At 28.9% G+C, this 25,741-nt stretch carries 14 protein-coding genes; 6 read left to right on the top strand and 8 right to left on the bottom strand.

Annotated features, from left to right (window positions below; translation table 11 throughout):
• Positions 1 to 18: 18 nt before the first annotated feature.
• From gndA to HMPREF9630_RS02460, 4 genes are all read right to left on the bottom strand, one after another.
• Positions 19 to 1,431 (bottom strand): NADP-dependent phosphogluconate dehydrogenase, encoded by a 1,413-nt coding sequence (gndA, locus tag HMPREF9630_RS02445; RefSeq protein ID WP_009526958.1) that lies wholly within the window; start codon positions 1,429 to 1,431, stop codon positions 19 to 21.
• Between the two features lie 514 nt (positions 1,432 to 1,945).
• Positions 1,946 to 3,044, bottom strand: a protein-coding gene (prfB, locus tag HMPREF9630_RS02450) for a peptide chain release factor 2 (protein ID WP_207634963.1) whose coding sequence is annotated in 2 segments (ribosomal slippage) — positions 1,946 to 2,968 and positions 2,970 to 3,044 — 1,098 coding nt in all. Because the reading frame shifts where the segments join, the coding sequence is not laid out codon by codon here.
• 2 nt (positions 3,045 to 3,046) lie between these two features.
• Entirely contained in the window at positions 3,047 to 5,740 is a 2,694-nt protein-coding gene (gene secA, locus HMPREF9630_RS02455; RefSeq protein WP_009526960.1) for a preprotein translocase subunit SecA, read from the bottom strand.
• Between the two features lie 139 nt (positions 5,741 to 5,879).
• On the bottom strand, positions 5,880 to 7,739 hold the full coding sequence (locus tag HMPREF9630_RS02460; protein WP_242824673.1) for a putative bifunctional diguanylate cyclase/phosphodiesterase: 1,860 nt from the start codon (positions 7,737 to 7,739) through the stop codon (positions 5,880 to 5,882).
• 1,206 nt (positions 7,740 to 8,945) lie between these two features.
• On the opposite strand from HMPREF9630_RS02460, the gene ade reads away from it, so the two are divergent.
• Positions 8,946 to 10,676 (top strand): adenine deaminase, encoded by a 1,731-nt coding sequence (ade, locus tag HMPREF9630_RS02465; protein WP_009526962.1) that lies wholly within the window; start codon positions 8,946 to 8,948, stop codon positions 10,674 to 10,676.
• A 289-nt stretch (positions 10,677 to 10,965) separates the two neighbouring features.
• On the opposite strand, the gene HMPREF9630_RS02470 is transcribed toward ade, so the two are convergent.
• From HMPREF9630_RS02470 to HMPREF9630_RS02485, 4 genes are all read right to left on the bottom strand, one after another.
• Positions 10,966 to 12,009 (bottom strand): ribonucleotide-diphosphate reductase subunit beta, encoded by a 1,044-nt coding sequence (locus tag HMPREF9630_RS02470; protein WP_009526963.1) that lies wholly within the window; start codon positions 12,007 to 12,009, stop codon positions 10,966 to 10,968.
• Between the two features lie 65 nt (positions 12,010 to 12,074).
• Positions 12,075 to 13,349, bottom strand: a complete 1,275-nt coding sequence (locus HMPREF9630_RS02475) for a hypothetical protein (RefSeq protein WP_009526964.1) — start codon at positions 13,347 to 13,349, stop codon at positions 12,075 to 12,077.
• Positions 13,350 to 13,368: 19 nt separating this feature from the next.
• Positions 13,369 to 15,030 (bottom strand): glycerophosphodiester phosphodiesterase family protein, encoded by a 1,662-nt coding sequence (locus HMPREF9630_RS02480; protein ID WP_009526965.1) that lies wholly within the window; start codon positions 15,028 to 15,030, stop codon positions 13,369 to 13,371.
• 25 nt (positions 15,031 to 15,055) lie between these two features.
• Positions 15,056 to 18,499 carry a DNA polymerase III subunit alpha gene (locus HMPREF9630_RS02485; RefSeq protein WP_009526966.1) on the bottom strand — a complete coding sequence of 1,148 codons (3,444 nt, stop codon included), beginning with the start codon at positions 18,497 to 18,499 and terminating at the stop codon, positions 15,056 to 15,058.
• A 366-nt stretch (positions 18,500 to 18,865) separates the two neighbouring features.
• Here HMPREF9630_RS02485 and HMPREF9630_RS02490 point away from each other — a divergent pair, with 366 nt between their 5' ends.
• From HMPREF9630_RS02490 to HMPREF9630_RS02510, 5 genes are all read left to right on the top strand, one after another.
• On the top strand, positions 18,866 to 19,987 hold the full coding sequence (locus HMPREF9630_RS02490; RefSeq protein ID WP_009526967.1) for an O-acetyl-ADP-ribose deacetylase: 1,122 nt from the start codon (positions 18,866 to 18,868) through the stop codon (positions 19,985 to 19,987).
• A 262-nt stretch (positions 19,988 to 20,249) separates the two neighbouring features.
• Positions 20,250 to 20,900 (top strand): vWA domain-containing protein, encoded by a 651-nt coding sequence (locus tag HMPREF9630_RS02495; protein WP_009526968.1) that lies wholly within the window; start codon positions 20,250 to 20,252, stop codon positions 20,898 to 20,900.
• 154 nt (positions 20,901 to 21,054) lie between these two features.
• Positions 21,055 to 21,756: a metallophosphoesterase gene (locus tag HMPREF9630_RS02500; protein WP_009526969.1), complete on the top strand. Its 702-nt coding sequence runs from the start codon at positions 21,055 to 21,057 to the stop codon at positions 21,754 to 21,756.
• A gap of 283 nt (positions 21,757 to 22,039) precedes the next feature.
• Positions 22,040 to 23,389 carry a UDP-N-acetylmuramate--L-alanine ligase gene (murC, locus tag HMPREF9630_RS02505; RefSeq protein ID WP_009526970.1) on the top strand — a complete coding sequence of 450 codons (1,350 nt, stop codon included), beginning with the start codon at positions 22,040 to 22,042 and terminating at the stop codon, positions 23,387 to 23,389.
• Between the two features lie 545 nt (positions 23,390 to 23,934).
• Positions 23,935 to 25,458 (top strand): PAS domain-containing protein, encoded by a 1,524-nt coding sequence (locus tag HMPREF9630_RS02510; RefSeq protein WP_009526971.1) that lies wholly within the window; start codon positions 23,935 to 23,937, stop codon positions 25,456 to 25,458.
• The last annotated feature ends 283 nt before the right edge of the window (positions 25,459 to 25,741 follow it).

The raw sequence follows: 25,741 nt of genomic DNA on the forward strand, positions 1-25,741 counted from the left end.
TCTCCTTAGAGCTTCCATTTATTTATTCAATGATTTTATCCAATCAAAATGGAAAACCCCTTCTTTATCTATTCTTTCAAATGTGTGTGCTCCGAAATAATCCCTTTGTGCTTGTATCAGATTTGCACCTAAAACGGATGATGAATATGTGTCTATATATGATAAGGCACTTGACATTGCATATATGCTTACTCCGCTCAAGGCACACATTGAAACCAGCTTTCTAAGTGATGATATATTTTTGTTTATTTGATTTAAGAAAAAATCTGTAAACATCAAATTTTCAATATTTTTATTTTTCTCAAAAGCATTTGATATATCATTTAGAAATTTAGCTCTTATTATACAGCCACCTCTAAAAATTTCGGCTATTTTTGAAAAATTCAAATCCCAACCATAAGTTTTTTGTGCTTTGCTCAGTAATTTAAAACCCTGTGCATAAGCTACAATTTTACTCGTATACAAGCTGTACTTAACCAATTCTATCAATTCTTTTTTATCTATATTCACATTTATATCTTCTTTTTTAAATATCTTGCTTGCTTTTTCTCTTTCATCCTTCAAAGTTGACATAAATCTACCGTTTAATGCACTTGTTATCGTAGAAATATCCACGCCTAAATCTATGGCTTCCAAATTTGTCCATTTACCTGTACCTTTTTGATTTGCAACATCCAATATTTTATCTATAAGATATGATTTATTATCATCTTTGACGGAGAATATATCTGATGTTATTTCTATAAGATAGCTTTCAAGTTCTGATTTATTCCAATCATCAAAAACTTCATGAAGTTCATCATTTGACAGCTTACCGATTTGTTTTAATATTAAATATGCTTCACTTATAAGTTGCATATCCGCATACTCTATGCCGTTGTGCACCATTTTTACATAGTGTCCCGCACCATCTGTAGATATATATGCACAGCAAGGCTCATCATCAACTTTTGCAGATATGTCTTCAAATATATTTTTTACAGCAGGATATATATTTTCATCCGTTCCAACCATTATAGCAGGTCCAAATCTTGCGCCTTCTTCTCCACCTGAAACTCCTGCACCTACATAATTTATTCCCTTTTGTGCAAGATAATTTTTTCTTCTTATAGTGTCTTTAAAATATGAATTCCCACCATCTATCAATATATCATCTTTTTCTACAAACTCTAAAAGTTGTTCTATAAGTTTATCTACAGCTTCTCCCGCTTTTATCATAAACATTATTTTTCTCGGCTTTTCCAAAGAATCTATCAATTCTCTTAACGAATATACAGGCACAAAATTATTATGAGGTGTATTGTTCATGACGTCATCAATTACACTTACTGTTCTGTTAAAAATAGACACTTTATATCCTTTATCAGCCATATTAAGTGCAAGATTAGTCCCCATTACAGAAAGACCGATAAGACCTATGTTACTTTTCATATTTAAAACTCCTTAGTTTTTATATTTTATAGTAAATTAATTTAAAACAGTTACATTCAAATTAATTACAAATTTTTAAGATTAATTATATACTAAACTTATCTTTATTTGTCTTTTTATACCCTTATTATTAATATTAATCTTACAAATTAGAATTTTTTCAAAAAATTAATAATATAAAAAGTAGAAACTTTATATTCTGTAATAGCCTTAATACTAAAAATGAATAGAATAATGTATATTTTTATTTTTAAGAATTTATTAGCTAAGTAAAATTAATACTAAAATCTTATGAAATAATGGAAAAACATAATAATTAATTTTTCAAATAAACTATTTATATTAATGTTATATAATTATAAAAGTATCTATAATTTTATTAGAAAATAGTATAAGTATACTTAAAATAAGTAACTTATATAAGTTTTGTACATTAATCAAACTAATATTGCTATAATACAAATAAAACAAAAAAAATAGCCACCCGATTTTTTTACAAGTGGCTATTTAATATCTACTTTTCTTTATTGATTAAATACGAATTTATAAACGGCATTATATCTCCATCCATAACGGATGTGATATTGCCTATTTCAAAGTTTGTTCTATGATCTTTTACCATTGTATATGGTTGAAAAACATATGAGCGTATTTGAGAACCCCAAGCTATTAATGAATATTTTCCTTGAATATCTTCTATCTTATCTTTATGTTCAAGTTCTTTAAGCTCAATCAACTTAGCCATGAGCATCTTCATAGCTGTATCTTTATTCGAAAACTGTGAACGCTCATTTTGACACTGTACTACTACTCCTGTCGGAATATGAGTTATCCTTATAGCTGATTCTGTTTTATTTACGTGTTGTCCTCCGGCGCCTGATGAACGATATGTGTCTATCTTCAAATCTTTAGGATTTATATCTATCTTGATACTGTCATCGAGTTCAGGCAGTACATCTACTGACGCAAATGATGTATGTCTTTTCCCCGAAGAATCGAACGGAGATATTCTTACTAATCTGTGGACACCTTTTTCACATTTTAGATATCCATAGGCGTTATCTCCTTCTATGTGCAAGGTTGCCGATTTTATTCCGGCTTCAGGATCTTGCTGTATATCTATATAATATATCTTAAATCCCATATTTTGAGCAAATCTTGTATACATTCTAAGCAACATCTGCGTCCAATCTTGTGCATCTAAACCGCCTGTTCCTGAATGTACCGATAAAATTGCATTATTAGCATCATATTCTCCACTCAACAAGACCTGCAATGACAACTGTTTTATATCAGCTTGAACATCATCTATCTCTTTTATAAGCTCTTCTTCTAAATTCTCATCTTCTGTTGCCAATTCAAACAATACTTCTAAATCTTCCAGTTTTGAAGACGCTGTATTATAACTTTCCAATTTCGTCTGTATCTGTTTAGATTTTTTTAATATTTTTTGTGCATTTTCTCTGTCATTCCAAAAATCTTGTGCATTTATCTCTTCTTTTAAAATTTCATCTTGTTTTTTCAAATTATCTATGTCAAAGAGAAACACTGATTTCTTTAAGCATATTTTGAACAGATTTTATATTTTCTCTGTGTTCCTGTATATTAAGCATTTTTATCTCCCACAGCAATTTTTATATTTTTTACCGCTTCCGCAAGGGCATGAATCATTTCTTCCAATTTTATTTTCTTTTACTATAGTTTTTGAACTTGTATCTTCCTGTGTAGTATCACTTGCACCTTTTTCTTGCAACTTATCCATATCTACTACTGATTTTCTTACAAGTTGTATATCAGGTCTCGGTTTTAATTCAAATCCGTATACATATTCAACAGTATCTTCTTGTATAGATTCCACCATCGCATCAAACATATCAAAACCTTCTATTTGATATGCTCTTACAGGATTATCCTGTCCTATTGCTCTAAGACCTATACCTTGCTTTAACTGATCCATAGCATCTATATGATCCATCCATTTAGTGTCAACCATTTGAAGAAGTATCATTCTTTCTATTTCTCTCATTGTATCTGATCCTATTTGTGCTTCTTTTTGCATATATCTGTTTTCTGCTACTTCAATGGCTTTATCATATAAATCTTGCTTTTCTAATTTATCTTCTGCTTTAAAATCAAGAAGAGTTTCAAGTCTTAAAAGTTTGCTAAGTCCATGATTAATCTCATTATAATCCCATTCTTCCGGATCTTGACTGTCGCCGGTATTCTTATCTATAACTTTTTGTACTTGCTTTTTAATCATTTCTACAATTTCTTCTTTTATATTTTCGCCTTCTAATACTCTTCTTCTTTCATCATATATTATAGTTCTTTGTTTGTTCATTACATCGTCATATTCTAAGACATGTTTTCTTATCCCGAAGTTTTTACCCTCCACTTTCTTTTGGGCACCTTCTATTGATTTTGATAATATTCCTGCCTCTATAGGTGTGTCATCATCCATTCCAAGTGACTCAACCATAGATTGCATCTTCTCAGAACCGAACAATCTCATAAGTTCATCTTCAAGTGATATAAAGAATTTTGAAACACCAGGGTCTCCCTGTCTACCTGAACGTCCTCTAAGCTGATTATCTATACGTCTTGATTCATGTCTTTCTGTACCTATTATGCAAAGACCGCCTGCATCTATTACTTTTTGCTGTTCTTCTTTTAATTCTTCTTTCTTTTTAGCCAACAATTCTTGGTATTTTTTTCTTGCTGACAATATTTCTTCATCTTCTGTTTGAGTGAATGCTTTTGCTTGATTGATTAATTCTTCATCATATTCAAGTTTTACCATTTCTCTTTCTGCCAAAAATTCAGGATTACCTCCTAATATTATGTCGGTACCTCTACCTGCCATATTGGTAGCTATTGTAACTTGACCGAATCTACCTGCTTGGGCAACTATTTCAGCTTCTTTTTTATGATTTTTGGCATTCAAAACTTCATGTTCAATACCTTGTTTTTTAAGCATTGAAGAAAGTTTTTCAGAATTTTCTATGGATATTGTACCTACAAGAACAGGTTGGCCTTTTGCATGATGCTCTTTTATTTCTTCTATTACTGCTCTAAACTTACCATTTTCACTCTTATATACGGAATCATTCAAATCTTTTCTTTGTATAGGTCTGTTTGTAGGTATTTGCACTACGTCCATTCTATATATGGCTCTAAATTCTTCTTCTTCTGTCTTTGCAGTACCTGTCATACCAGAAATTTTATTATACATTCTAAAATAATTTTGAAATGTTATTGTTGCAAGCGTCTTTGACTCTCTTTGTACTTCGAGACCTTCTTTAGCCTCTATAGCTTGATGAAGTCCTTCTGAATATCTTCTACCGAACATGAGTCTGCCCGTAAAATCATCTACTATTACTATTTCTCCATCTTTTACAACATAATCAACATCACGTTTCATAAGAGTATTAGCTCTAAGTGCCTGATTTATATTGTGATAAAGCTCTATATTATCTAAATCTGTAAGATTTTCTATATTAAAGAATTTTTGTGCTTTTTCAAGTCCTTCATCTGTAAGTGATGACGCATTTTCTTTTTCATCTACCGTATAATCTGTCTCTTTATTGAGTGTCTTTATAAATGTATCCGCTTGAGAATATAATGTTGTGGACTTATCTCCTTGGCCTGATATTATAAGAGGTGTTCTCGCTTCATCTATAAGTATTGAGTCAACCTCATCGACTATGGCATAATTAAGTTCTCTTTGAACCATATTTTCTTTATAAGTTACCATATTGTCTCTTAAATAGTCAAAACCGAATTCATTGTTTGTACCATAAGTTATATCTGCCATATAAGAGGCACGTCTTTGAGCATCTTTAAGTCCATGTACTATAACTCCTGTTGTAAGACCTAAAAATCCATATAATTTTGACATCCACTCCATATCTCTTTTTGCAAGATAATCATTTACAGTGATTACGTGAACGCCTTTACCTTCAAGAGCATTTAGATATACAGGTAAAGTTGCAACCAAAGTTTTACCTTCTCCTGTTTTCATCTCTGCAATTCTACCTTGATGAAGTACCATTCCACCCATAAGCTGAACATCGAAATGACGCATACCGAGCACTCTTTTTGATGCTTCTCTACAAACTGCAAAAGCCTCTTCAAGTATGTCATCAAGAGTTTGCCCTTCTGATAATCTTTTCTTAAATTCATCAGTTTTTGCAACAAGTTCTTTATCAGACAGCTTTATCATACTATCTTCAAGTGAATTTATTATATCTACTCTCTTTTTAAGCTTATTTATTTCTCTATTAGCAAAATAACTCTCTAAAAATCCCAACTTCAGTTCCCCTTTTCATTTTTGTTTAACAATTTATAGTAACCCATATCTTAATATTTTTCAAGAGCTAATTTAATTAAATATATATTAACTGTCATAAGACAATTCACTATAAAAAGTTATCATTTTTATTCTTTTTTTAAATTTCTTCTTGTTCAAAATTAAGTATTTCTCTTTCTTCCAAATCATTAACTTCCATTGGTGCAAAGAAGTAAAAACCTTGTATATTATTACATCCGTTTTCTACTAAAAAAGTCAACTCTTCTTTAGTTTCAACACCTTCAGCAATTATTTCTATATCAAGACCTTTTGCAAGACTTATCAAAGAAAGTATTATACCTTCATCTATTTTATTTTTGCCTATACCTCTCACAAAGCTTATATCTATCTTTATCTTGTCAACAGGCAAATTTTTTAAATAGTTAAATGTGGAATACTTAGTCCCAAAGTCGTCTACAGCTATTCTAACACCTAATTCTTTAAGCATGCTTAAAACTGTGATGGAATTTTTTATATCCTTTACTATACTTGTTTCTGTTATTTCAAACTCCATACAAGACGGTTCTACACCTGTTTGTAAAAGTGCAGTAGATATTTCATCATAAAGTACGGGATTCATCAACTGATTCGCAGAAAGATTTATTGCAATTTTAAAATCTCTGCCATATTTGTCACTCCATTTTTTACCTTGACTACAAGCCTCAAATATTATCCATCTTCCCATATCGGATATTATATTTGTTTTTTCCGCTACAGGTATAAACACTCCCGGATGAACAATCTTGCCGTCTTTTTGCCATCTTAACAGAGCTTCAAATCCTATTACTGATGCTGTACTGTTTTGTATGCAGATTTGCGGTTGATAATATAATAAAAGTTCGTCTTTAGATAAAGCATTAAGCAAATTATGAGTCAAATCATATTCTCTTTCTATGTCAAGCCTATATTTTTCTTGGAAAAATTTATATTGATTTTTACCATCTTCTTTAGCTTTATACATCGCTGCATCAGCACTTTTTGTAAGTTCATCTTTCGTTGTTCCATCTTTAGGATACATAGCTATACCTATTGATGCCGATACATGTATTCTTGCCTCATCAAAGTAAACAGGCTCTTTTACCGTATCAAGTATCATCTGTGCATTTGTAGCAACATAAGTTTCACTCGGAACATCTTTGAACAATATTACAAACTCGTCTCCGCCAAATCTTGAAATAACAACATTTTTATATTTATATAGATGTCTTAACCTATCAGAAATTGCAATGAGAACATCATCTCCATAACTGTGTCCCAAAGAATCATTTACAGATTTAAAACCGTCCAAATCTATAAACATCAATGCGTGAAGCTCATCTGTATCTTCAAATAACGTATTTTCAAGCTCTTGTATAAAATATGCTCTATTATAAAGTGCTGTTAATGTATCATAACAGAATATATCTCTTATCTGATATTCTATAGATACCCTGTCATTTATTTCATTTTGTAATTTCTCATTATACTCTTGTAGTTCTCTTGTTCTTTTCGCTATCTTACTTTCCAAATCTTTCTTTACTTTTTCCAATCTATGCCTTGCATCTACAAGCTGTCTTATAATTTGGAATATAAATATTCTGCCCCTTATATCTCCAAATTTGTCACATACATTTGAAAACACCATTATAGATAATATTGCATCGTCTTTTGTATTTATATATATCTCAGAAGACAAGTTTTCTTCAACGTCATCAAAATCACTCGACGTTACAAAAACATCTCTTATATTTTGTCTATCCTTGCCTATAACTTCCTCAGACTTTTTATTGAAATATACTATATTGTCATTTTTATCAGTTAATATTACAGATTCATTCATAGAATTTATAATATTAAAAATTATATCCTCAGGCAATCCGTTTGCAAAATCAAGATTGTTCACAAGTCTATACATAAAAGCCATAGGTATTATAAATGCAAATACCCCCATATTTCCAAGCCTTGATGAAAATATATACATATCAGGAGAATACACATAAACATATAAAAAAGAAATTGTAAATATGGCATAAACAGCCGCAAAAACATACAAGTTAATTCTATATTTATTGTCCTTTATTTCCCTACCCTTATATATTATTGAAGCTAAAGTTCCTCCCGCAAAAAAAGAAATATATAGCAAAAATACAACAGTAATGATATTTTTGCCAAAAACACTGTTACTTGCAAAAGCCGAAGTGTTGCTCAATAAAAATGCAGTAAAAATTGCAGGAATGATATATATAATCAAAATAGATTTTGACTTTATATATCTCAATATGTTAAACATACAATGAAATATAAAGGCAAAAATCCATAAATATATGCACATTTCCATGATATGAATAAACAAAATCATATGTATATCATTAGCAAAATAATATACTCCATAAAAAAATGCTATAATTGAAAATAATACCATTATTAAAATATATATTTTTACAAATATATGTGTTTTTTCCGAATTATATTTCCTAAGTGCAAGAAAAAAGTAGAGCGAGCTACAAATAAAAAATAACACCCCAAAAAAGTGCATATACATAATCTAAACTCCATCTTTAATTAAAATTAATACTAAAACCTATTTAAATAACATAATTGATTAAAACACTAATATAAAATCTAATATATTAATCGTAATATTTTTATATCAGCCGTTTAATTAGGAAATAGTATAAAATATAATTCTGCACAATGTTATCAAGTAATAAGTTTAATATAATACTAAACTTTTAAATTATATAATTAGATTTCCTATAGTATAACATATAAAGCCTTACTATTTCAACAAATTAAATTTTTTTATTAAATTATTTTTACATTTTTTTCAATATATATTTATAGATTGAAATATTTGTAATATACTATATATCGAACAATAAAAAAATAAACAATATTTTTTTAAATTTTTACTCAAGTTTTACAAATTTTTAAATATAAATCATTCATAAAATATTTTTTTATATATTTTTATATTGTACCGCCTTTTCTATTAAAAATAACATTTAGCTATACAAAATATAATAAATCTATTTCATCATTGTAAGTTTTAAATGGACATTTATAAATGTCCATACTTTACAATACTTAATTTAACTTATATGGTATCGTTACTTTGTGTATTTTTATAACTATATTTTATTTTTGTATTAAAAACTGTATCAAATAATATGGGAGGTAATTATATATGAAAAAAGAAAATTTAAAAAAATTAATTGATGTAGCATCAGGAAGATTAAAAGCAGACATAGTGATTAAAAACTGTAAAATAATAGATGTTTTTTCTCACGACATTATAAACGGAGACATAGCTATATGCGATTACCAAATAGCAGGCATAGGTGATTATGACGGAAATGAAATAATTGACGCACACGGATTATATGCTTCTCCGGGTTTTATAGAAAGCCACATACATATCGAATCATCATATTTATCACCAAGTGAGCTTGGCAGATTGTTGGTGCCACACGGTACTACCACAATAATTGCTGATCCTCATGAAATAGTTAATGTATGCGGAATCACAGGTCTTGATTATATGATGGAATCTGCAAAAGGAACAGCCCTCGATATAAAATTTGCATTGCCGTCTTGCGTACCGGCAACTCCTTTTGAACACGCCGGTGCAATATTAGACTCTGAAAAAATGAAAGAACCTATAAAAAGAGAAAACATAATAGGTCTTGGAGAATTTATGAATTTTATAGGAGTTATAAATGCTGATGATGAGGTACTTAACAAACTCATAGTTGCAAAAAATGAAGGAAAAATAATAGACGGACATAGTCCTCAAGTATATGATAAAGATTTGAATGCATACTCGGCAGCAAGAATATTGGCTGACCATGAATGTGCAGATGTAAAAGAAATGCAAGACCGAATACAACGAGGTATGTATGTACTGCTCAGACAAGGCTCAGCTTGCCACGACCTTCGTACTTTATTAAAAGGTGTCAATGAAAAAAACAGCAGAAGATGTTTATTATGCTCAGATGACAGACAACCCAAGACTATTTTTGAAGAAGGTCATATAGACGGCCACTTGAAAATTTGTGTAGAAGAAGGTCTTGATGCAATCACAGCGATACAGATGGCTACACTTAATGCAAGCGAGTGTTTCAGATTATATGACAGAGGAGCAATAGCTCCAGGTTATCGTGCAGACATAGTATTATTTGAAGATTTAAAAGATTTTAAAGTTAAAAGCGTATTTATAAAAGGCGAATTAGTTGCACAAAACGAAAATTATCTTAAAGAAACAAAATACTATGATATTTCCTCTGTAAAAGGAAGTGTAAAAGTAAAAGACTTTTCATTAGACAAATTAAAGACAAAACTTAAATCAAATAAAATAAACGTAATAGAATTATCAAAGGGCAGTGTAGTTACAAAAAAAGTAGTAGAAACTGTAGATATTGATGAAAATGGAGAATTTATAAGAAATCAAAACAAAGACATTGTAAAAATGGTAGTTGTTGAAAGACACAATAACACCGGTAATGTAGCTTGCGCTTTCATAAAAGGCTACGGTATAAAATCAGGAGCAGTAGCTTTATCCATAGCACACGACTCTCATAACATAATAGCAGTCGGTGTAAGTGATGAAGAAATCTATTTTGCAGTAAAAAGTCTAATCGAACAGGAAGGGGGAATAGTCCTTACAAAAGATAATAAAATAATAGAAAGTATGCCTATGCCTATAGCAGGGCTTATGAGCGATAAAAACGGAGAATGGGTAAACGAAAAATTACAGTCAATACACGAAAAGGCACACGAGCATTTAGGTATATCCGGTGATGTAGAGCCCGTTATGACGCTTTGCTTTATGTCGCTTCCTGTAATACCTGAACTAAAACTCACAGACATGGGACTATTTGATGTAAAAAACTCAAAATTTATAAATATAGAAGCATAGATTTTTTTAATATAATGCTCAAATATGTTTTGCTCATAACACATATTTGAGCATATCTTATACTAATATTCGTTTGATTAATGGATACATTTATATATGTTGTTTATTTTAAATATACTTAATTTTAATTAGCTGACGAATTCTTAAAAATCAAAATATCCATTATTCTATTAACTTTTAGTATTAACTTAAATAAGTTTTATTATAGACAAACAATATATAAAAAATTTAATAAATTAAAGTGAAATTTTACCAGAGTTTACACAAAATTATTTTTACTCCCAATTTTTTATAAATCATCCTCTATCACTGTTGATTTTGCGTATGCTGATACTTTTGCTTCAAAAAAATCTGTCTTTATGGAATTAGGATCTGAATATTCTTTTACCCATTTCATAGATTCTATTTCTTCTTCATATCCTTCATATATAGGTTCAAATCCGAGACCTTTACATCTCAAATTGCCTATATATTTTATATAGTCTTCCACCATATTCATAGTAAGTCCTTTTATTGAATCACCTATCGCATATCTCGCCCACTTTATTTCTTCCTCAGCACCTTGTTTTATCATTTCTCTGAAATAGTCTATATTTTCTTTGGTAAATATCTCTGGTTCTTCTTTTTTAAGCTCTAAAATTATTGATCGAAATAACCATAAATGTGTGTTTTCATCTCTGTTTATATATCTTATTTCTTGCATTGTACCAGGCATTTTCCCTATTCTACCCAATGAATAGAAAAACATAAATCCTGAATAAAAATAAATCCCTTCCAAAATATAATTAGCTATTGCTGTTTTTACCAAATTATATTTTGTTCTGTTGTTGTAAAAATCATTATATTGATCTCCTATGAATTTATTTCTTGCAAGCAAAAGAGGATCATCTTTCCATTGATATAATATCTTTGTTCTTTCTTCAGGCGAACATATTGTATCTAATATATATCCGTAACTCTGTGAGTGTATAGCCTCTTGATATGCCTGTATAGTCAAGCATAAATTTACTTCGTTTGCTGTTATATACTCTCCTATATTAGGAAGATTAGCTGTCTGCAACGAATCCAAAAACACCAAGAAAGATAGTATTTTATCGTATGCAGTCTTTTCCTCTACTGAAAGGTTTTTATAGTCTTTAATATCTTGTGATAAGTTGATTTCTTCCGGTATCCAAAAATTATTCATCGCTTGTCTGTACCAATCACTTACCCAAGTGTATTTCATATTGTTAAAATCATTGAGATTTGTTGTATTTCCGTTAATCATTCTTCTTTTTCCAAGCTCTATATCTCCATTTTCATTAAAAAGAGCTTTTCTCTTCAATTCTTCCATAAAATTCTCCTAAGTTTAGAATGTATATTAATATTTGTTTTAAAGATAATATTATAAAAAATCAATTATCTCGACTCATAGAAAAAATTATCCTTTACTGATATGATTTTTTTTGCCTGTATTTCTATTTTTCCTGTTTGCATATCTATGAGTTTGAGATATTTTTTGCTTGGCATATTCGGATTTACTTCCATTATAAGATATCTATTTTGAATAAAATTTAAAAATTCTTCAGTTTTTTCCAATTTTTCATAAGCATATTCCTGTATGCCTGTTAATATATCTATTATTTTTACGTTTTTATCATCTTCTGTAATTTTATATAATATGTTATTTTCAAAAGAAAATGTTGAACCGATATCTAAATTGGTTATTTTTTCTGATGTCATATTATTTTTATTTATAGCATATATTTCTTCTTTTCCAAGCATTATTCTATCATTAAACTCTTTACTGTGTTCCAAAAATTTCTGATGTTTAGTTTTTTTATAGTAGATATATTCTTTTGTACTGCCTATTACTCGTATTATACCGTCTTCTTTTATAGAATCTATATCTTTCATATCTATGTGATTATTTGAATTGATACATTCTTCTTTGAATTTTTCAAAGTCCATACATTTAACTGCATTGTTAAAAATATCGAGTCTATTTTCTACAAGATCGTCATCGTCTACCTCATACATATTGGTTGTAAGTATGGATACTTCATCTTCTTCGTCCATATATATCTCTTCACAATATATATATTTATTGTTTTGAGATAATTGAAAAATTCCCAATGAATATTTTATTGATACGTCTTGTATTTCAATCATTTGTTTTGTATATATATCAAATATAAATAGCTTGTCATATTCTTTTAATGTATCATTGATTGAATTTACCAAGTCTATTGCTATATATCTTTCAGATAACATTCTAAATCCCATGTAATAAAACTCTCTTTGAGAATATTTTATGGCAAATATTCTTATTTGTTCATGTGTATTTATATCTATGGCGTACAATATTATCTGTGCCAAGTTTTCATCAGATGAATCTGTTACTATACTGAAAAATATATAGTTCATATCCTCATAAATTTGTACATCCTCATCATCGCTTGGCACAAATATGTCAAATTTATATGGATGTAGTGTATGTGTCCCTTCATCTATTCTTACATTTTTATTTTCTTCTATATAATAACAGTATATGCCATCCACCCAATATTCGTTTTTTGAGTTTTGGATAGCTTTTACAAAATAAACTCTGTCTTTTAACACTTTTATAGGTTTCAGATCTATTGTAGGTACTTCTTGAAATTCTTTTACAACACTTAAATCTATTTTCCTCAATTTTATTTTCCTTATCTTTTTAACTATTTAATTCTACTGCACTTAATATATCATCTGAATAGATGCCGTACGCTTTTTGTCCGTTTATATATGCTTTTGCCTTTGTTTTGTCATTCTCTGTGTGTATATACACCCTTATTCCGTTATTAGTAAGCAATTCAGGTAAAGTTGTATAAACTCTGTATAAATTATCCATAGTTACAGCGAACAAATCATTGCATTTTGCAAATTCCAAAACTCCATACGGACTTTGTTCTGTCCTATAAAGTGTATATATTATATTTTTATAGCCCAAATCTTTTATTTTTTGATACTGAACTGTATCATATATCTGCGGTATAAATCTTGACTGTATTTCTTTTGAACTGTTGGCAAATTCTGTCAAAGCTTTTATGTTTCCATTTTCCATATTATCTTCTTTTACATCTGTCACTATATATGCATCCGTATTATTTTTAAGCCATTCCAATGTGTCGTCTATGGACATCTGTTTTAGAGAATTTATCATTTTTTTATTTTTAAACTCTTCATATTTCATATAGTAATTATTTGAAAATACATCTCCCGTCAACTTTTTAAAACTTGCCCAATCATGTAATTGTACTATTTTGCCGTCAGTAGTCCAATCAAAATCTATTTCCAATATTCTGTTTCCTCTTGAATATGAACTGTTCATAGCTTGAAGGGTATTTGTTCCTACTATTCCAAGTACTTTACCTCCTGCATGAGCTATAAATCTGTCATTTTGTATTGCAGGTCTTATATAGTTGTTGGATTTTACGGCTTGAGGTATAGCTATAGGCAAATTTACTATGTCTTCTATTGAATATATATATCCGTCAAATTTGCTCTCATTTTTATTTGTAAGTGTAGGCTTATTTATCTCATACACTCTTCTTTTTGCTTTTTTTATCTCTTCCATTTCTTTTTGATTAGGACTTGTATTTTGATATACAAACATTATATTTTTATCTTTGTTGTTTACTGCAAAGCTGTATATATTGTTTTCGCCTTTTAAATCTACAAGAGCAACATTGTCGAAAGTTTTATAATTTCCTAAAATATCCGTTGTTTCTATTATAAGTTTGTCTTTATTTTTAAAAGATTTGTTGTTTAAAATGTCAAATATATTTTTTTCCGTATCTAAGCTTTTCACAAAAAATCTTGCATCCGGATAATTATTTAAAAACACATTTATATCGCCTATACTCATTTGAGTTTCACCATTTTTCATTTTATATGAAAAATATTCGTCTATTGTAGGTCTTTGTATATACGCTTCATAATATCTGTAAAAATACTCACTGAAATTATCTGCAAGAACTATTTGATTGTCCAAAGTGGCTGATACGGTTATTTCAAAAACTCTAAATCCCCTGTCATAAAGACTTTGCAATTCCTGTTTGCTTTGAGTACGTAACCTCACAACATACTGTGAATTGGGTATGTTTTTAAATACGTCCACTATTTTTGTCTGAGTTTCTTTGGGTTTATTTTCTAACGCTTCTAAATCTTCAACTTTTTGTTCTTTTTCTGTGCTTTCTGTTTTAGGCTTTTCTATTTGGCTTGCTTCATTTGATTTTACAGAATTATTTATATCATTTATATTAATTTCTGCATATATCGTATTTGTTGTTAATAGTGCTGTAAGCATTAATAAAGGTAAAATTTTTCTTTTCAAAATATCTATATTCCTTTCTAAAAATTTATATTATTTTTACATTGTCATCTCCGACAAGTGCTTTTATCCTGCTTATGATTTCATCGCTATAATCTATATTCATATTATCTTTTACCATAACTTTTTTTGTCTTTTCATCATAAAAATATAGTTTCGCATTTCCATACGGCTTTGTCAAGTTTTCTACGAGATGAACTTTGGGTGAATTTTTAAAATCATCTATTTTCACATATACTTTTTTTATTTCTTCCAAATCATCTATTGATTGTATGCTCTCAGCTATAACTCTGTTGTCTTCATCTTCTTCCAATGATAACCTTCCTTTTACAAATATGACGCTGTCTTTTATTAAATAGGCAGATATTTGAGCATATATTTTAGGAAAAACTATTACTTCAACACTTGAATATAAATCTTCTATTGTCAAAAATGCCATAAGCTCATTATTTTTTTTAGTGGAATTTATCTTTATCTTATTTATAATTCCTACTATGCCTATTTTCAGATTTTCTATATCCGATATTGACGTATTTTCCTCGTTTATCTCTTTTATTTGGACTGAATTGATATTAACATTGCTGTCTATTATTTTTTTATACTTGTCAAGCGGATTTCCACTTAAATAAAATCCCAATATATCTTTTTCCATAGACAACAATATCTCATGTGAAAACTCATTTATCTTGACAATACTGTCCTGCCTATAATTTTTTATGCTTTCATTGTTAAAAAAGCTTATCTGTCCTTGAATATTGTTCTTTTTTCTCAGTTGTATTGAATTTATTATGCTTTCATAATTTGACATTATGCTTGCTCTGTTCGGTATAAGAGAATCTATTGCACCTGATTTTATCAGAGATTCCACTACTTTTTTATTTATATTTTTACTTTCCAATCTTTCTACTATATCTTCAAAACTTGTGTAATCTCCGTTTTTTTCTCTTTCAAATGCTATGTTGTCAGCGACTGCAAATCCTATACCTTTTAGCGCCGAAAGCGGAAATCTTATAGCATCATTTTCTACATGAAAATCTGAATAAGAGTAATTTATATCCGGTGGAAGTATCTTTACATCATTTTCTTCACAATCTATCTTGTATTCTATAATCTTATCTATATTGCCTATAACTGAACTCATAAGTGCCGCCATAAACTCAACTTTATAATGTGTTTTCAAATATGCCGTCTGATATGATATAACTGCATAAGCAGCCGCATGCGATTTATTGAAAGCATAATTTGCAAAATCTATCATATCGTCAAATATTTTATTTGCACTTTCTTCATCTACACCATTTTTTATACAGCCTATTATATTTTCTTCTTCATTTCCATATACAAAATTTTTTCGCTCCTGCTCCATTACGTCCATTTTCTTCTTGGACATCGCTCTTCTCACCAAATCTGCCCTACCGTATGAATATCCTGCCAAATCTCTTACGGCTTGCATAACTTGCTCTTGGTATATCATTATACCGTTTGTTACAGAAAGTATTGGTTTTAATTTTTCGTGTATATATTTTATATTGGAATTATTTTCTTTATTTTTTATATACATAGGTATGGAGTCCATGGGACCGGGTCTATATAGTGATATTCCGGCTATTATATCTTCCAAATGCTCCGGTTTGAGTTCCTTCATAAACTTTCTCATACCACCGCTTTCAATCTGGAATATACCCAAAGTTTTTCCCGATGAAATTAATTCATATACTTTTTTATCATTGTAATCAAGAGTTTCCAAATCTATCTCTATATTTTTATTCTTTTTTATATTTTCAATAGTTTTTTGAATTACAGTGAGAGTTCTTAGCCCTAAGAAATCCATCTTCAAAAGACCGAGTTCCTCCAAAGTTGTCATAGTAAATTGCGTAGTTATATTGTCATCTTGCACATATAAAGGCACATAATTGTCAACCGGATTTTTAGATATAACCACTCCTGCTGCATGTGTTGATGCGTGCCTTGGCAAATTCTCTATACCTTTTGCCACATCTATTAAGTTGTGTACAGTTTCATCATTATCGTATAGCTTTTTCAAATCCGGATTTATATTAAGTGCAATTTCTATGCTTATTTTGAGTGCGTGTGGTATCATCTTTGCAACTCTATCTGCAAGCGCATAGCTTATACCCATAACTCTCGCAGAATCTCTTACAGCCAATCTCGCCTTAAACGTTCCGAAAGTTATTATCTGAGAAACGTGGTCTTTGCCATATTTTTCCTTGACATAATCTATTACTTTATCTCTTTTTTCATAGCAAAAGTCTATATCTATATCCGGCATAGAAACTCTTTCAGGATTTAAAAATCTCTCAAAGAGTAAGCCGAATTTTATCGGATCTATATCTGTAATTTTAAGTGCATAAGATACTATAGAGCCGGCAGCTGAACCACGTCCCGGCCCAACCATTATATTGTTTATTTTTGCATAATTGATGAAATCCCATACTATCAAAAAATACTCCACATACCCCATTTGATTTATTACATTCAATTCAAAATCAAGTCTGTTTTTTATATCATCTGATACTATTTCATACCTTTGTTTTATACCTTCATCGCATAGCTTTTTCAAATATTCAAATGCAGTATAATTTGACGGCACAGAATATTTAGGCAAATGATAGGAATTAAAATCAAACTCTACATTACACATATCAGCAATTTTTTGAGTATTTGCAAGCGCCTCTTCATCTCCTGAAAATATATCATACATCTCTTCTTGAGATTTAAAATAGAATTCGTTAGTTTGAAATTCCATTTTCTGCTCATCGGCAAGTGTCTTACCTGTCTGTATGCAAAGCAATATTTCGTGAGATTTATAATCTTTTTTGTCAACATAATGGACATCATTGGTAACTACAAGCGGTATCTTGGTGTCAATAGACAATTTTCTTAAATATATATTTACTCTTTTTTGCTCAGCTATATTATGATCTTGCATTTCAAGATAAAAATTACCTTTTCCATATATGTTTTCCAACCTCAATGCAATCTCTTTGGCTTTTTCATAATTTCCTGCAAGTATCTGTTGTTGAACATCCCCAGCCAAACAAGCTGACAAACATATTATCCCCTCGCTGTATTTTTCAAGCAGTTCATAATCAACTCTCGGCTTGTAATAAAATCCGTCTACAAATCCTATTGATACCAATTTTATAAGATTTTTATAGCCTTCGTTATTCTTTGCCAAAAGTATTATATGTCCTGATTTTTTATCTACTGTTTCTTTATCTTTATGAGTTCTTGCACTTGTATAAAGTTCACAGCCTATTATCGGTTTTATCCCGTTCTTCTTTGCTGTTTTATAAAAATCAACCACACCGAACATAACGCCGTGATCCGTTATAGCAACTGAATCCATGCCGAGATTTTTCGCTTTTTCAATAACTTCATTTATCTTGGAGAATCCGTCAAGTAATGAATACGGAGTATGTAAATGCAGATGAACAAATTTTTTATCCATAGTTTATTACCTTTTTTAATTTTTCAAAAATATTTAACATTTATTATATCATAAATAAATATATTAAAAAATTAATAATTTTTACATTTTGATAACTATGTATTTTTTAATTCAAAAATTGAATTACCTCTACTACAATAATTTTAATTTTATCTAAAAAATAATCTCATGCTTTATTCAATTATCTTTTGAGCTATGCTACAATACATTTATTGCAAAATAAGTAAAAAAGAATGTTTATTCATATAATAATATTGGTAATAAGTTTATAGATAATGCCTATTTTTATATCTTTATCAAAACTATTGTTAAAAAAGCTTGTATTAAAGTCGTTTTAAAATATTAAACTGTTAGAAGGAGATACATATGCCATTAGAAATTATTAGAGCTGATATAACTAAGTTGGAAGTAGATGCCATAGTAAATGCTGCTAATTCTTCTCTGCTCGGTGGTGGCGGAGTAGACGGGGCTATACATAAAGCTGCCGGAAAAGAATTGTTGGAAGAATGTAGAAAATTAAATGGCTGTAATACAGGTATGGCAAAAATAACTAAAGGATATAATTTACCTGCAAAATACATAATACATACAGTAGGACCAATATATAGAGGTGGAAATAATAATGAGAAACAAGAGCTTACTAATTGTTACAAAAACTCACTAAAACTTGCTAAAGAACATAAAATAAACAGCATTGCGTTTCCGATAATATCATCAGGTGCATATGGATACCCTAAAGATAAAGCTATCGAAGTGGCAACTTTTGCTATAAGTAGTTTTTTAGAAGAAAATGATATGATGATATATCTTGTAGTATACGACACGCTGTCATTTAAAATTTCTGAAGACTTATTTAAAGATATAAAAGCGTATATAGATGATAATTATGTAGATAGCAACTCTAATTTTAATATAAACAGAGGTTTTGGTCTTATTGGCGGGGCAGGAGCAGGTATTGCTCCAGGATTTTCCACCAGAATTTTTATCGGTACTCCTAATAATAAACCAGATAGAAGAATACCTAAAGAAGATGGTATTATGGAAATGCAATTACCATCAGAAAAAGAAGCCCTCCAAAAAGAACCGGCACTGAAATCAATAAGAACATCATCTAAATCAACTTCTCTTGAAGATAGAATAGAAAACCTTGAAGATACTTTTTCACAAAGGTTATTAAAACTGATTGATGAAAAAGGAAAAACAGACGTTGAGATATATAAAAAAGCTAATATAGATAGAAAACTGTTTTCTAAAATTCGTAGCGATATACACTATAAGCCGAAAAAGATAACCGCACTTGCTTTCGCATTAGCTCTGGAATTATCCATAGATGAAACAAAAGATTTTTTACAAACTTGCGGATATGCTCTATCAAGAAGCAGTAAGTTTGATGTGATAGTAGAATATTTCATTAAAAAAAATAACTACGATGTATTTGAAATAAACAACGCTCTATTTAAGTTTGAAGAACAAACAATAGGAGCATAGAATTTGTCGCTTGCTATGCGACCACTTATAATATAAATAATGATATACTTCATATATAAACTTAAATAATAACTGTGCAAAAATATTAAATTAAAACTGTATTTATACAGGCAAATTACTTATTTAATAAAAATATATAGTTTACGCTTAATTATTATGCAATATTTTTCTTAAAGTTATATCTTTTTTATTAAATATTGGTATTAAATAAGTTTTATATATTTGCACAAAAATTTAATTCTTTATATTGGAGGTAATCATGATGAAAAATAATATTACTGAGATAGTTTTTATATTGGATAGAAGCGGTTCAATGCAAGGACTTGAGCTTGATACAATAGGCGGATATAACGGTATGATAGAAAAACAAAAAAAAGAAGACGGAAAAGCAATAATAACAACTGTACTTTTTGACGATGAATATGAATTGCTCCATGACAGATTTGATATAAACGATATAAAACCTTTAACAGAAAATGAATATTATGTGCGTGGTTGCACAGCTCTATTAGATGCAGTCGGTAAAAGTATAACAAAGATAGCAAATGTCCAAAAAAATATATCACAAAAAGCAGACAAAGTATTATTTATCATAACTACAGACGGATATGAAAATGCAAGTAAAGAATATACCTACGATAAAATTAAATCCATGATAAACGAACAAAAAGAAAAATATGGTTGGGAATTCATATTTATGGGAGCCAACATTGATGCAGTCAAAGAGGCAGGAAAATTTGGAATAGACAAAAACAACGCAGTCAATTATCACTCAGATAGAGTAGGAACAGGTTTATGTTATGGTGTTATGAGCGAAGTCATCTCACAAGTAAGACGTAATAAAAAACTCTCATCCGATTGGAAAGATAGCATAGACAAAGATTATAACAGCAGAAATAAATCAAAAAGATAAATATAATAAAAATATTTTTAATCATACCAGAAATACTCAAAATAACAAAAATTAAATTTTAAATTACAATATGTTTTAAAAAGATATAACACAGTTATAGCTAAAAATTTATGTTTTGCAAATCTTTATATCATATCCAAGATGAGGTGATTTTTTGTCAACATATGTTGTATCAGATATACATGGCAAGTATGACAAATTCATAGAAGTGCTTGATAAAATTAATCTTAAAGAAGAAGATACTCTCTATGTACTCGGAGATATTCTTGATAGAGGAAAGCATCCTATAAAAGTAATGCTGAAGCTTATGGAGATGAAGAACGTTATATGTATTGTCGGTAATCATGAGCTTATGGCAATCAGATGTATGGATTTTATTATTCAAAAAATAACAGAGACTTCAACAGATAAATTTGACAAATATAAGAATTTTTCTATATGGTATCGAAACGGAGCAAAAAACACAATAGACGAATTCATAAAATTAGACAGTAAAATGAAATTTAAGATAATAGATTATATGAAAAATTTTATAACCTATAAAAAGTTATACATTAATGGAAAAAACTTTCTATTAGTTCACGGCGGTTTAGGGGACTTTCATCCGGATAAAAAAATAGAAGAATATACCTTAGATGAATTAGTATGGGATAGAGTAGATTATGATATGAAATATTTTGACGATATATATTTAATAACAGGGCATACCCCTACAATGCTAATAGAATCAAACACAAAACCCGGATATATATACAAAGCTAACAATCATATAGCAATAGACTGTGGCGCCTGCTTTAATGGAGGAAGATTAGGAGTTATATGTCTTGATACCGGAGAAGAGTTTTATTCATCATAATAAAATTTATACTATTTTTTAATAATATTTAATGCTAATGACTAATTCTATTGAATATTAAGTTTCTCAATATTTTATATTCTTTATATTATTATATACTATTTATGTTAGACTTTTTTGCATATATAATTTATTCAATTATTTTTTCTTACTATAAATTTTTTTCAAAAAATGTTATAATATGTTTTCAAAAAGCTATATTGCTGTTTAAAATACCAATATGTTTAAAAATTACAGTTTTTATAAATCTATTTTAATTTAATTCACTTATGAGAGGTTATATATGAAAATATTTTTTATAGGAATCGGTGGAATATCTATGAGTGCACTTGCTGTAATATGCAAAAATTTAGGATATGACGTATACGGTTCAGATAGAGAAAGTTCAGAAATAACAAAAAAATTAGAAAAATCCGGCATAAAAATATATATAGGACATAACAAAGACAACATCACAGAAGATTTTGATATGGTTGTATATACTGCTGCAATTGCTAAAGATAACGAAGAACTTGTAAAATCATATGATTTAGGTCTAAACACTATGGAGCGTGCTAATTTTTTAGGACATCTTATGGAAAAATATGAAAACTCAATAGCAATATCAGGTACGCATGGAAAAACTACAACTACATCTATACTTACACTTATATTCAATAAAGCAGATACAAGCCCTACTGCATTAATCGGAGGAGTATTTGCAAATATAGGTGGTAATATAGAAATAGGCTCATCAGATATATTCATAACTGAAGCTTGCGAATATGTAGACAGTTTCTTGCAATTTTTCCCTAAAATTGCAATCATCACCAACATAGAAGCTGATCATTTGGACTATTTTAAAGATTTGGAAAGCATAAAAAAATCTTTCTTAAAATTCTCTAATCAGGTCAAGTCAAATGGTTTTGTAATTGCAAACGGAGATGATGAAAATGTGAAAAGCACTCTCAAAAATTCAAACTCTAAAATATATTATTGTGGATTTGACGAAACAAATGATTTTGTATGTAAAAATGTAAAATCTGATGATGAAGGCTATCCAAATTTTGATTTATTTTTTAAAAATGAACTTATTGATAATTTTTCACTCAAAGTATACGGAAAACACAACATATATAATGCAATCTGCTCAATAGCAGCCGCCTATCTATGTAAAATAAATAGCTCTGTTATAAAAAGTGCATTGTTGGAATTTACAGGCGTTGGAAGAAGGTTTGAATATATAGGTGAAAAAAATGGCGTAAAAGTATATGACGATTATGCACACCATCCGACAGAGATAAAAGCAACTTTAAATGCTGCAAAATCAATCAAAAAAAATAGGCTCATTTCAATATTTCAGCCACATACCTACAGCAGAACAAAGTCATTATTTAAAGATTTCAACACTTGTTTTGATGATACCGACATAATAATATTTGCAGACATATATCCTGCAAGAGAGCCGTTTGATTCTACTATAAGCTCCAAAATGCTGTGTGAAGAAGTAAAAAATAGAGGAATTGAAGCCTATCACTTTGACAGTTTTGAAAAAATAACAGATTTTTTACAAAAAACAGCAAAAGAGAATGATATAATTTTTACCATAGGAGCCGGAGATGTATATAAAATAGGTAAATTATATTTAAACTAAATAACAATGCTATATTTTATTTTTCAAGCATTAGACTTGTTCGATAAAGTTAAAAAAACACAAATAAAAAATATTATAATTTAATTAAGAAAAATTACTTTATTTATTCAATTATATATATTTACAACTAAATACTATGAATAATCGAACAAGTCTACTATAAATACGTTGCTAATCCTACTTTAAAACTCAATTTATCTTTTATATATATAAAATAATTATTTTTAAAATTATGAATGTAGTGTTATAAATTGGGTATACTTTCATATGAATAATAATATCAGTTATTAAAAATATTTATTTTTATCTGTTTTTTATTCACTTAACATTAAGAATGGTATCTGTAATGATTGTTAATATACCCTATTCTACATTTTTAATTTTATACAAACATTTTTTAACAAGTATAATAGTATGTTGGTATGAGTTTAATTAAGATGTATTTAGTATACTTTTATAAAATTCATTATTAAGATATCAATTCTATATATGTAAACAACATTATAATTTATTTTATAATACATTATAGGAAGGAGTATATCTCAATGGAAAAAAGAGGTTTTGACAAATTGGATCATGCAAAGTTGGACAAGTTAATCACAATAAAGGTTAGCTATCTTAAAGGTGAAATATCAAAAGAAGAAGCAAGAAAACAAATAATGGCTAATTATAAGTCCATAACTGCGGATGAGTTTGCATACACTGAGCAAAAAATCAAAGATTTAGGCTTTTCTGATGAAACTGTTCACAAGCATATGGACGAATTATTGAATTTATTGGAAGGTATATTGGAAAAATCAAGTCTGTCATTACCGATAGGTCATCCTTTACAGACATATATAAACGAAAATACTGCAATAAAAAGTCTCTTATCCGAGATGAAAGAATTTGAAAACAATCCATTTGATAAAGATAAATGGACTGAGTTTTATAATAAATTATATCAATTTAATACACATCTCTCAAGAAAACAAAATCAGTTATTTTCAAAATTGGAAGAAAAAGGCTTTGATAGACCTTCAAAAATAATGTGGAGTTTTGATAATAACGTTAAAAAACTTATAAGCACAGCCAAAACTCTTTTAGAAGAAGATAAATATGATGAATTTTTAAAATTACAACCTGAAGTGCATGAAAGTATATTAGACTTGATAGATAAAGAAGAATCTATACTATATCCTACTTCCTTCAAACTTATAAGCGAAGAAGAATTTATAAAGATGAGAAAAGGTGATGACGAAATAGGATATTGTCTTATAGAAAATCCTCCTATTTTTGGTGATATTCTTGAAAATAAAGAAATTCCAAACGAATTTATGTCTGAGCTTAGTCAATTATTGGCAAAATATTCTTCTCTAACCGGTCAAAATGAAATACTTGATGTAAAACAGGGAAAATTGACTTTGGAGCAAATAAATTTAATATTTCAACATTTATCAGTAGATTTATCATATGTTGATGAAAATGAATTAGTACGTTTTTATTCAGATACAAAACACAGAGTATTTCCAAGAAGTCCCGGAGTAATCGGAAGAAATGTTATGAATTGCCATCCGAGAGAAAGTGTGGATACTGTCAATAGAATAATCGAAGCATTTAGAAACGGCGAAAAGGATATGGCTGAGTTTTGGTTGCAAATGGGTGGAAAATTCATATACATCACATATACAGCCGTAAGAGATGAAAATGGAAAATTCAGAGGTGTCCTCGAAATGATGCAAGATGCTACTCATATACGTTCACTCGAAGGTAGCAAAAAACTACTATCTTGGGATGACGAGTATAAACAAGAAGATAAAAATACATCTCCCAAGAATTCTAACAATTCAAACCCATATGGCATTACAAAAGATAGCGTAATAGCAGATATAATAAACAAATACCCATATATAAGAGAATTTATGCCAACACTATCTCCAAAATACAACAAAATTTTAAATCCGATAGCTTTTAATACTATAGGAAAAGTAGCAAATCTTGAAATGATAGCTCAACGCGGAAATATAAATATAGATGTTTTAATCTCAAAAATATGTGATGAAATAAAAAATCACGAAAATAATAAATAATTTAGTAATAATACTACTAAAAATCATTAAATCAAGATATAAAATTAATATAGAGCTCTATAAACATATAATTTGTAAATATCTAATTTTCATAGTTATTAGTACAATACTAAACCTTATTTCAATTAAGACATGCTCAAATTGTTTTGCCTTCAAAATAGTTTGAGCATTATTAAAAATATATATTTAATTTTATAATATTATTATAAAAGCCTCTTGGATAATAAGTGGCTTTTTATATTGCAAAAAAATATAATCTATACTATACTACCAATAGTAAATT

Origin of the sequence: Peptoanaerobacter stomatis, assembly GCF_000238095.2 — a bacterium.
GTDB classification, from domain to species: Bacteria; Bacillota; Clostridia; order Peptostreptococcales; family Filifactoraceae; genus Peptoanaerobacter; species Peptoanaerobacter stomatis_A.

Bases quoted from the DNA above. Each gene is read 5' to 3' on its own strand.
- gndA (WP_009526958.1), bottom strand. From the start codon at position 1,431: ATGAAAAGTAACATAGGTCTTATCGGTCTTTCTGTAATGGGGACTAAT.
- HMPREF9630_RS02460 (WP_242824673.1), bottom strand. From the start codon at position 7,739: ATGTATATATTTTCATCAAGGCTTGGAAATATGGGGGTATTTGCATTT.
- ade (WP_009526962.1), top strand. From the start codon at position 8,946: ATGAAAAAAGAAAATTTAAAAAAATTAATTGATGTAGCATCAGGAAGA.
- HMPREF9630_RS02470 (WP_009526963.1), bottom strand. From the start codon at position 12,009: ATGGAAGAATTGAAGAGAAAAGCTCTTTTTAATGAAAATGGAGATATA.
- HMPREF9630_RS02485 (WP_009526966.1), bottom strand. From the start codon at position 18,499: ATGGATAAAAAATTTGTTCATCTGCATTTACATACTCCGTATTCATTA.
- HMPREF9630_RS02490 (WP_009526967.1), top strand. From the start codon at position 18,866: ATGCCATTAGAAATTATTAGAGCTGATATAACTAAGTTGGAAGTAGAT.
- HMPREF9630_RS02495 (WP_009526968.1), top strand. From the start codon at position 20,250: ATGAAAAATAATATTACTGAGATAGTTTTTATATTGGATAGAAGCGGT.
- murC (WP_009526970.1), top strand. From the start codon at position 22,040: ATGAAAATATTTTTTATAGGAATCGGTGGAATATCTATGAGTGCACTT.
- HMPREF9630_RS02510 (WP_009526971.1), top strand. From the start codon at position 23,935: ATGGAAAAAAGAGGTTTTGACAAATTGGATCATGCAAAGTTGGACAAG.